Here is a 9,385-nt window from a genome sequence, read left to right as displayed (position 1 = left end):
CGGCGTGGGGGCGACTGCTGGCGGGGGGACGGCTGGCGGCGCAGGAACGACTGCCAGCGGAAGAACGACTGGCGGCGAGAGAACGGCTGGCGGCGATAGAGCGGCTGGTGGCGGGAGGGCTGCTGGCGGCGAGAGTGCCGTCTCGGCCTCGGGCAGAGCGTCGGCCAGGACCACGGGCTCCACCGCAGCCGACTCAGGCGCTGATTCAGGCGCCGACTCGGTCGCCGACTCGGTCGCCGACCAGGCTGACGCAGGCGTCCCCTCTGATTGGGAACCCCCGCGTTCCACGGTACTCAGCGGGTCTGACACTCCGGCGAGGCCGAGCGAGGCCGACGACACAGCTACCGAGAAGGACACCCGGCGTACCACGACCGGTGCCGACTCGGCGGTCGAGACGGACAAGACCGACGAGGCAGAGAAGGAGGCCGCAGGCCCGCGGCAGGCGTGGCTCACCGCGTCCGGCACGGGTTCGGCCGTGTCCGGGCCGATCGCCAGACGGGTGCCGGGTACACCGGAAGGCGCCGCGATCAGGTCCGCTTTCTCTCCCGCGACCATCAGAGCCGTGCTACCTCGCCTGGTCGCAGGTCTGGCGCTCGCACTGCTGGTGATCGGCCTCGTGGCCGTGCCAGGTGGCGTGATGAGGCTCCTGGGCGACGCCGCTTTCAACACCTGGCTGTTCGCCTCGCTGTGGCCGTGGGCGCTGGTGGCGGCGGTGTTCGTGCTGGTGTGCCGTGACCACGCCTGGGTTCCCGGCGCCGCACTCGGCCTGCTCGCGGGGCTGACCGGACTCCTCGGCGGCAGCGGAGTCACACACCAGTGGCTTCTGCTCGGCATGGCCGCGACGGCCCTGGCCGTGGCGTGCTTCGCGAGCCCGTGGTGGCTGGCGCTCGCGGGCGGCGTGCTGGGCGCGGCAGGCGTGGCGGTCGTCTCGTCGGCTGAAGGCTTGAAGGACTCGCTGACCAGTGACGGCCGAGGCTGGATCTTCCTGCTCGCCGTCGTGGGCCTCCTGGGCCTCGCCGGGTACCGGATCTGGCGGGAACAGGCGTGGCTCAGCACGGTCGCACCAGCCTTGCTGCTGCTGGACGCGATCCTGACCCTGTCAGCGGAAGTTCCGCAGTTCGTCATCGATGCCAGCCTGGCCGGGCTGGTCGTGGTGCCGCTGATCGCCACCCTGACGAGCGGCGTGGCCAGGTTCGCCGGCTATCTGGTCGTCGCCGCCGGACTGCTGGTCCGCGCCAACGAGTACGTGTCCGCCGCGGAACCGACGTTCACCAGCGTCGCCCACGTGACCCTGCCACTCGCGGCCGCGATCGCCGCCTACTTCTCCCGTTCGCGCTGATTCTTGCGCCGCTTGCCCTCGTGCATCGCGACGACCCGCGCGACCGGGATGTCATGTCCCTCGGCGATCAGGTCGTCGGGCAACCGTTGCGGCGCCGGCATCAGCGAGGTCCACGGGTCGCCGTCGAACCGTGTCCGCACGGTGAAATCGGCAGGAGAAACGTCGGCCAGCGACTCCCAGGGCACTGGGAACGAGATCGGCAGGCCTTCCCGCAACCGCGGGCTGTAGGCGGCGACGACCGTGGCACCCCAGGCACGCGTCGAGTCGAGGAACACCTTCCCGCCCCGCTCGGCCCGGATGTAGGCGGTGGTGGCCAACGACGGGTCGAGCTTCTCGGCCCGCGCGGCCGCCGCCCGCGTCGCCGCGGCCACGTCGTCGGGATCGTGCTTCTCCAGCGGCACGAAGATGTGCACGCCCTTGGCCCCGCTGGTCTTCACCGCACCCGACAAGCCCGCCTGAGCAAGAGCCTCGCGAATCAGGAACGCCGACTGGACCACCACGTCGAAACCGGCGCCTTCGGGCGGGTCGATGTCCAGCACCATGTGAGTCTGGTGATCACCGAGGAACAACGGCACGTGGTACTCGACGGCCCGCTGGTTCGCGAACCACATCAACGTCTGCTTGTCGTCGCACAACGCGTACTTGATCTGGCGGTGTGAAGCCTCCGCCCAGATCTCGACGGTCTTGACGTAGTCCGGCGTGTACTTGGGGACGTTCTTCTGCATGAACGGGTCCTGGCCGCGCAGGATCCGCCACACCGAGAGCGGCCGTCCGGCGAGCACCGGCACGAACCGGTCGGCGACGAAGTCCAGGTACTCGACCAGGTCGCCTTTGACCGTGCCGCCGAACAGCGGCTGGTCGAGCGAGGAGAACTTCATGCTGTGCCCAACTCCATGTGGCTACTGTTCATCAGGAACCTCGAGTTCGTCTCGGGCAGCCCACTCCAGCAGCGGCTCGATCGACCACACCGCGTCGTCGATGCCCGCGTGCAGATCGCCAAGCTCGGCGTAGCGCTTCGGCACGGTCGCGATGGTGAACTCGCGCGGGTCGACGTCCGGGATCTCGTCCCAGCGGATCGGCGTCGAGACGGTGGCCTCGGGGAAGCCGCGCACCGAATAGGCGCTCGCGATCGTGTGGTCGCGCGCGTTCTGGTTGTAGTCCACGAAAACCAGCGCGGGATCGCGGTCCTTGCGCCACCACGTGGTCTCGACGTCGTCGGGCGCACGCCGTTCGACCTCGTGCGCGAACGCCAAAGCGGCCTTCCGCACGTCCTGGAACCCGTGTTCGGGCTTGATCCGCACGTAGATGTGCAGGCCCTTGGACCCCGACGTCTTCGGGAACCCCACGGCGCCCAGCTCGGCCAGAACCTCCTGCGCCACCAAGGCCACTCGCCGCACGCGCTCAAAAGAACACTCGGGACCGGGATCGAGGTCGATGCGCCACTCGTCCGGCTTCTCGGTGTCGGCTGCACGCGAGTTCCACGGGTGGAACTCCACTGTGGACATCTGCACGGCCCAGATCACGTCGGCGATGTGCGAGACGCAGAGTTCGTCCGCATGGCGGTTGTAGCGCGGGAAATGCACGCGCACGGTTCGCACCCACGGCGGCGCGCCGTGCGGAAGCCTTTTCTGGTGCACTTTCTCGCCGGTCACGCCCTCGGGGAAGCGGTGCAGCATGCACGGCCGTTCCCGCAGCGCGCGGACGATTCCGTCACCGACGGACAGGTAGTAGTTCGCGAGATCCAGTTTCGTCTCGCCGCGCGCGGGAAAGTAGACGCGGTCGGGGTTGGAGATCCGCACGACGCGGTCCTCCACCTCGAGCTCCACAGCCGGAGACTTGCCCATACCCGACAACCTAACTCGTTCCAGGCGTTTCCTCAGCGCAAACGGTGCTTGCATGCCAAACGTGGCGTCAACACTCGACACCGGCCTCTGGTTGCGGCGACTCACCGAGGCACCCGGCAACGCTCCCCGGCTGGTCTGCTTCCCGCACGCGGGCGGCGCGGCGAGCTGGTACCAGCCGTTCGCCCAGTACCTGAACGGCAAGGCCGAGCTGGTCGCTGTCCAGTACCCCGGACGGCAGGACCGCAGGTCAGAGCCGCTGATCGACGACATCCGCGGGCTCGCGGACGAGATCGCGCCCCTGCTCACCCGTGACCGCCCGCTTCACCTCCTCGGCCACAGCATGGGCGCGATGATCGCGTTCGAGGTGGCCCTCAGGAACGAACCCGACCACCTGTTCGTCTCCGGCCGCCGCGCACCGCAGATCGTCCGCGACGACCGAGTGCACCAGAAAGACGACGCAGGCCTGATCGCGGAGGTCCGCAAGCTCGCCGGCACGAACGCGCGGGTGTTCGACGACGAGGAGCTCGTGCGGATGGTGCTGCCGGCGATCCGCGCCGACTACCGGGCCGCGGAGACCTACCGCTACCGGCCGGGACCCCGTCTCACGTGCCCCGTCACCGCCCTGACCGGCGACGCAGATCCCAAGGCTTCCGTGGACGAGGTGGAGCTGTGGCGTGAGCGCACGAGCGGTGTTTTCACGCTGAAGGTGTTCCCCGGTGACCATTTCTTTCTTTCCGGCAACAGGAGTGCGGTCGCCGCTCTCGTTTCCGGCGAAATCCCTAGTGCCTGAACCCCTAATTTTGCAAGGGATTCAGGTCCGTCCCGTTTGCGGACCTTGGCAAAGGTGATGAGAGGAAACGGGATGACCAGGCGCGCACTGATCACCGGGATCACCGGGCAGGACGGGTCCTATCTCGCGGAGCACCTGCTCAAGCAGGGCTACGAGGTCTGGGGACTCGTCAGGGGACAGGCGAACCCGCACAAGATGCGGGTCTCCAGGCTCATGTCGGAGCTGTCCTTCGTGGACGGTGACCTGATGGACCAGGCGTCGCTGGTGTCCGCTGTGGACCTGGTGCAGCCGGACGAGGTCTACAACCTCGGCGCCATCTCGTTCGTGCCGATGTCGTGGCAGCAGGCGGAGCTCGTGACCGAGGTCAACGCCATGGGCGTGCTGCGCGTGCTGGAGGCCATCCGCATCGTTTCCGGCCTGTCCAGCAGCCGTCACAACGGTGCCTCGGCCAAGAACATCCGCTTCTACCAGGCGTCGTCGTCGGAGATGTACGGCAAGGCGGCGGAGACCCCGCAGCGCGAGACCACGATCTTCCACCCCCGCAGCCCGTACGGTGTGGCGAAGGCGTACGGCCACTTCATCACCCGCAACTACCGCGAGTCGTTCGGCATGTACGCGGTCGGCGGCATCCTGTTCAACCACGAGTCGCCGCGCCGCGGTGCCGAGTTCGTGACCCGCAAGATCTCGCTCGGCGTCGCGAAGATCAAGCAGGGTCTGCAGGACAAGCTGGCGCTGGGCAACCTGGACGCGTTGCGTGACTGGGGTTTCGCCGGCGACTACGTGCGCGCGATGCACATGATGTTGCAGCAGGAGGAGCCAGAGGACTACGTCGTCGGCACCGGCGAGATGCACTCGGTGCGCGACGCCGTGCGCCTGGCGTTCGAGCACGTGGGCCTCAACTGGGAGGACCACGTCTACATCGACCCGGTGCTGGTCCGCCCGGCCGAGGTCGAGATCCTCTGCGCCGACACGACCCGCGTGCGCGGCGAGCTGGGCTGGAAGCCGGAGGTCGACTTCTCGTCGCTGATGAAGATGATGGTGGAGGCGGACCTCAAGCACGTCGCCACAGAGCACCAGTACGGCGAGCTGCTCGCCGCGGCCAGCTGGTAGAAACCAGCTCGCCGGGATCCACAGCCGCTGGTTGGATTGCGGCTGTGGATCTTTTTTCGCGTTCTTTGGCCGATCTGCTCAAGACCGTCAGCGAGCTCTCGGACGACGACTTCGGGAAACCGTCGGGGTGCGCGGGCTGGCTGGTGCGGGACCTGGTGTGCCACTTCGTGATCGACGCGCAGGACGTGCTGATCACCCTGGTGACGCCCACCGCGGACCCCGTGACGCACGACGCGGTGACCTACTGGAAGGTCTCCGACGAGCCATCCGATGATCCGCTGTCAGCGTTGATCGTCCGGCTCGCCGCGGCCTACGGCGAGCCGTGGATGCTGAAGTTCCACGTCGACGACGTCGGCTCGGCGGCTGTGCGTGCGGCGCAGCTGGCCGATCCGACGCTCAAGGTCAGCACTCAGGACATGGTGCTGAGCTCGGCCGACTACCTGGGTGCTTACGTCTGGGAGTGGACGCTGCACCACCTCGACCTGATCATGCACCTGCCGGGCGCTCGCGAGCCGCACGCGGCGTCGCTGGCCCGGTGCCGCGAGACGCTGGAGCGGATCGCCGGCACGCCGTTCCCGGCTTCGTGGCAGGACAAGGACGTTCTGCTGGTGGGAACGGGAAGGCGCGCCCCGACCGAAGCGGAGCGCGCCGAGCTGGGCGACCTTCGGATCCCGTACGTTCTAGGCTGAGTACAGCCGGGCGTAGAACCCGTTGGCCGCCATCAGTTCCGCGTGCGTGCCGCGTTCCATGACCGCACCCTGGTCCATGACGACGATCAGGTCGGCGTTGCGGATCGTGGACAGCCGGTGCGCGATCACGAAGCTCGTCCGCCCTGCCCGCAACGACGCCATCGCCTGCTGGATCAGCACCTCCGTACGGGTGTCGATCGACGACGTGGCCTCGTCCAGCAGGAGGATCGCGGGCTGGGCGAGGAAAGCGCGCGCCAGCGTGATCAGCTGCCGTTCACCCGCTGACAACCCGCCGTGCTCCTCGTCGAGCACGGTGTCGTAGCCGTCCGGCAACGACCGCACGAACCGGTCCACGCACATCGCCCGAGCCGCCTCGACGACCTCGTCCCGCGTCGCACCGGGCCGCCCGTAGGCGATGTTCTCGGCGATCGTGCCCTCGAACAGCCACGTGTCCTGCGAGACGAGCCCGATCGCGGACCGGAGATCCTCACGGGTCAGGTGAGTGATGTCCGTGCCGTCCAACAGGATCCGCCCGCCGTCGAGGTCGTAGAACCGCAACAGCAGGTTGCCCAGCGTCGTCTTGCCCGCGCCGGTCGGCCCGACGATCGCGACGAGCCTGCCGGGCGCCGCGGTGAGCGACAGGTCGTCGATCAGCGGCTTTTCCGGTGTGTAGCGGAAGGAGACGTGCGAGAACTCGACGTGCCCGCGCACCGGCGATACGGTCGCGGGCCTGGCAGGCGCCGGTGACTGCTCCTGCTCGTCCAGCAGCTCGAACACCCGCCGGGCCGACGCGAGGCCGGACTGGAGCTGGCCGGAGAAGTTCGCGACGTCGATGATCGGCCGGGAGAACATGCCGGAGTACTGGATGAACGCCTGCACGTCACCGATCGACACGCTTCCGCCGGCCACCCGCAGCGCGCCGACCACGGCCACGAGCACGTAGTTGAGGTCGGTGATGAACCGGGTCGCTGGCCCGATCAGGCCCGAGATCGCCTGCGCGCTGAACGAGGACCGGTACATGGTCTCGTTGCGCTCTGAGAACTCGCGGGCCGCCTGCTCCTGGCGGCCGAACGCGGTGATCACCGCGTGTCCGCTGTACATCTCCTCGACGTGCGCGTTCAACGCGCCGGTCGACTGCCACTGCTCGGCGAACTTCGGCATGGCGCGCTTGGAGATCCACGCGGCCAGCACCAGGGCGATCGGCACGCAGATCAGCACCAGCACCGCGAGCTCGACGGAGATCGCCAGCATGATCGCCAGCACGCCGACGACGCTGACGACCGACGTGAGCATCTGGCCGATCGAGAGCTGCACGGTCCGTTGCAGGTTGTCGACGTCGTTGGAGACGCGGGAAAGCACCTCGCCGCGCGGGTTGCGGTCGAAGTAGGACAACGGAAGCCGGGTGAGCTTCGCGTCGATCTCCTCGCGCAGCTTGTAAACGGCGTGCTGCACGATGTTCGTGACGACCCAGCCCTGCGCGAGCATGCACAGCGACCCGACCAGGTACAGGCCGAGGATGAGCACCAGCAACTGGCCGAGCGCGCCGAAGTCGACGCCCTGGCCGGGCACGACGTCGACGGTGCTGATGACGTTGGCGAGTGTGTCCTTGCCCTGTTCGCGCAGCTGGGCGAGAACCTGCTCCTCGCTGGCGCCGGCGGGCAGGGTGCGGCTCACGAGGCCGGTGAAGATGAGGTCGGTGGCGCGGCCGAGCAGGATCGGGCCGAGCAGGTTGAGCCCGATCGACACGACCGCGAGCAGCCCGATCACCACCAGCTTGCCCCGGTACGGCAGCAGCAACCCCAACAGCCTCTTGGTGGTGCTGGGTTCACGCCGTTCCTCGACCTCTACGGGGACTTCGGGATCTGCGACCAGTGTCATCGGACGGACCCTCCCGCAGGCTGGGAGAGGGCGATCTCCCGGTAGGTCTGGTTGGTGCCGATCAGCTCGGCGTGCGTGCCGGAGCCGACGACCTGGCCGTCCTCCAGCACGATGACGCGCGACGCCGCCTCGACCGTGCTGATCCGCTGGGTGACCAGCAGGATCGTGGCATCGGCCAGTTCGCGGTCGAGGGCGGCGCGCAACCGGGCCTCGGTGCGCAGGTCCAGCGCGGAGAAGCAGTCGTCGAGCAGGTAGATCTCGGGCCGCCGCACCAAAGTTCGTGCGATGGCGAGCCGTTGCCGCTGTCCACCGGAGACGTTCGAACCGCCCTGCGTGATCGGCGCGTCGAGCCCGAGCGGCCGCACGAACTCGGCGGCTTGCGCGATCTCCAGCGCGCGCCACAGTTCTTCGTCGTCGGCGTCTTCCTTGCCGTAGCGGAGGTTCGACGCGATCGTGCCGCTGAACAGGTGCGCCTTCTGTGGTACGTATCCGACAACTCGATGCAGTGCCAACGGATCCAGGTCGCGGATGTCCACGCCGTTGATCCGCACCTCACCGCCGGTGACGTCGTAAAGCCTCAAAGCCAGCGACAGCAGCGTCGACTTGCCGCTGCCCGTGCTGCCGAGGATCGCGACCGTTTCGCCGGGCCTCGCCACCAGGTCGATGTCGCGCAGCACCGGCTTCTCCGCGCCCGGATAGCCGAACGTTGCGCCGCGCAGCTCGAGATGCCCGCGCGTGGCCATCTCCGTGATCGGCCGCCGGGGTTCGGCGACGCTGGATTCCGCCTGCAGCACCTCGTTCACGCGGACCGCGGACACGGCGGCGCGCGGGGCCTCGGTGAAGACCAGCATCGCCATGATGATCGCGACGATGATCAGCGTGACGTAGGACAGCAACGCGAGCAGCGCGCCGAGCTGCATGCCGCCATCGTCGATGCGGTGACCGGAGAACCAGATGATCGCGACGGTCAGCACGTTCATGACGGTCATGACCATCACCGGCAGTGTCGCCATGATCCGCCCGACCCGCAGCGTCGTGCCGTACAGGTCGCGGTTGGTGGCGTCGAAGCGCCCGCGTTCGTGCGGGTCGCGGACGAACGCCCGGATCACCCGCACACCGGTGATCTGCTCGCGCAGCAGGTGGTTGATGCGGTCGAGGTGGTTCTGCATGGCCTCGTAGAACGGCGAGAGCCGCTTCAGCATCAGCGTGAGGCCGACGATCACGACCACGACCAGTGCGATCAGAATCGTGGACACCGGAACGTCCTGCACCAGCGCCAATGCGACGCCGCCGACGCACATGATGCTCGCCGACACGGCGACGTCGGCGGTGGTCAGCACGATGCTCTGGACCTGCTGGACGTCGTTGACGGTCCTGGTGATCAGCGACGGCGCGCCGATCTGGTCGACCTCGCGCGCCGACAGGGACATGACCTTGCGGAACACCTTGTCGCGCAGGTCTCTGCCGAGGCCCGCGGACATGCGGGAGCTGAGCAGCATCGCGCCGCTCGCGGTGAGGATCTGCACCGCCGCGACCCCGAGCATGGTGAGACCGGTGCCCCAGATGTAGCCGGCGTCGCCGAGGAGCACCCCGTTGTCGATGATCTGCGCGTTGAGCGTGGGCAGCAGCAGGGTCGCGGCCGTCTGGACCAGCTGCAGCACCACCAGGAGCACGAGCGGTCCCCGGTACGGCCGGAGGTGGTGGTTCAGGAATCTGACGAGCACACGGACCAGCA

8 protein-coding genes are annotated in these 9,385 nt (G+C 68.1%); 4 read left to right on the top strand and 4 right to left on the bottom strand.

Features of this window, described 5'->3' with window-relative positions; all coding sequences use genetic code 11:
• Window positions 1-562 precede the first annotated feature (562 nt).
• Window positions 563-1,339: a hypothetical protein gene (locus FXN61_RS25765; protein WP_167976612.1), complete on the top strand. Its 777-nt coding sequence runs from the start codon at window positions 563-565 to the stop codon at window positions 1,337-1,339.
• On the opposite strand, the gene FXN61_RS25760 is transcribed toward FXN61_RS25765, so the two are convergent.
• The gene (locus FXN61_RS25760) at window positions 1,318-2,217 is read right to left on the bottom strand and encodes a DNA polymerase domain-containing protein (RefSeq protein ID WP_167976611.1); all 900 of its coding nucleotides are present in this window, start codon (window positions 2,215-2,217) and stop codon (window positions 1,318-1,320) included. The genes FXN61_RS25765 and FXN61_RS25760 overlap by 22 nt on opposite strands.
• Window positions 2,218-2,238: 21 nt before the next feature.
• Window positions 2,239-3,183 (bottom strand): non-homologous end-joining DNA ligase, encoded by a 945-nt coding sequence (gene ligD / locus FXN61_RS25755; protein ID WP_167976610.1) that lies wholly within the window; start codon window positions 3,181-3,183, stop codon window positions 2,239-2,241.
• A 52-nt stretch (window positions 3,184-3,235) separates the two neighbouring features.
• Here ligD and FXN61_RS25750 point away from each other — a divergent pair, with 52 nt between their 5' ends.
• From FXN61_RS25750 to FXN61_RS25740, 3 genes are all read left to right on the top strand, one after another.
• Window positions 3,236-3,973, top strand: coding sequence for a thioesterase II family protein (locus FXN61_RS25750; RefSeq protein WP_167976609.1), 738 nt, complete (start codon window positions 3,236-3,238; stop codon window positions 3,971-3,973).
• A 72-nt stretch (window positions 3,974-4,045) separates the two neighbouring features.
• Complete coding sequence (locus FXN61_RS25745) at window positions 4,046-5,083, top strand: GDP-mannose 4,6-dehydratase (protein ID WP_167976608.1); 1,038 nt, start codon at window positions 4,046-4,048, stop codon at window positions 5,081-5,083.
• Window positions 5,084-5,127: 44 nt separating this feature from the next.
• Window positions 5,128-5,772, top strand: coding sequence for a maleylpyruvate isomerase N-terminal domain-containing protein (locus tag FXN61_RS25740; protein WP_167976607.1), 645 nt, complete (start codon window positions 5,128-5,130; stop codon window positions 5,770-5,772).
• On the opposite strand, the gene FXN61_RS25735 is transcribed toward FXN61_RS25740, so the two are convergent.
• Together FXN61_RS25735 and FXN61_RS25730 are read right to left on the bottom strand one after the other, a co-directional pair.
• Window positions 5,764-7,650 carry an ABC transporter ATP-binding protein gene (locus FXN61_RS25735; RefSeq protein WP_167976606.1) on the bottom strand — a complete coding sequence of 629 codons (1,887 nt, stop codon included), beginning with the start codon at window positions 7,648-7,650 and terminating at the stop codon, window positions 5,764-5,766. The genes FXN61_RS25740 and FXN61_RS25735 overlap by 9 nt on opposite strands.
• Entirely contained in the window at window positions 7,647-9,374 is a 1,728-nt protein-coding gene (locus FXN61_RS25730; protein ID WP_167976605.1) for an ABC transporter ATP-binding protein, read from the bottom strand. Before FXN61_RS25730 ends, FXN61_RS25735 begins: the two co-directional genes overlap by 4 nt.
• Window positions 9,375-9,385 lie beyond the last annotated feature (11 nt).

Source organism: Lentzea indica, from assembly GCF_012184385.1.
Classification (GTDB): Bacteria; Actinomycetota; Actinomycetes; order Mycobacteriales; family Pseudonocardiaceae; genus Lentzea; species Lentzea indica.
This window is presented reverse-complemented; position numbering and strand designations above follow the sequence as displayed.

Excerpts from the sequence above, each read along its gene's own strand:
- FXN61_RS25760 (WP_167976611.1), bottom strand. The coding sequence starts at position 2,217 with ATGAAGTTCTCCTCGCTCGACCAGCCGCTGTTCGGCGGCACGGTCAAA.
- ligD (WP_167976610.1), bottom strand. The coding sequence starts at position 3,183 with ATGGGCAAGTCTCCGGCTGTGGAGCTCGAGGTGGAGGACCGCGTCGTG.
- FXN61_RS25750 (WP_167976609.1), top strand. The coding sequence starts at position 3,236 with ATGCCAAACGTGGCGTCAACACTCGACACCGGCCTCTGGTTGCGGCGA.
- FXN61_RS25745 (WP_167976608.1), top strand. The coding sequence starts at position 4,046 with ATGACCAGGCGCGCACTGATCACCGGGATCACCGGGCAGGACGGGTCC.
- FXN61_RS25735 (WP_167976606.1), bottom strand. The coding sequence starts at position 7,650 with ATGACACTGGTCGCAGATCCCGAAGTCCCCGTAGAGGTCGAGGAACGG.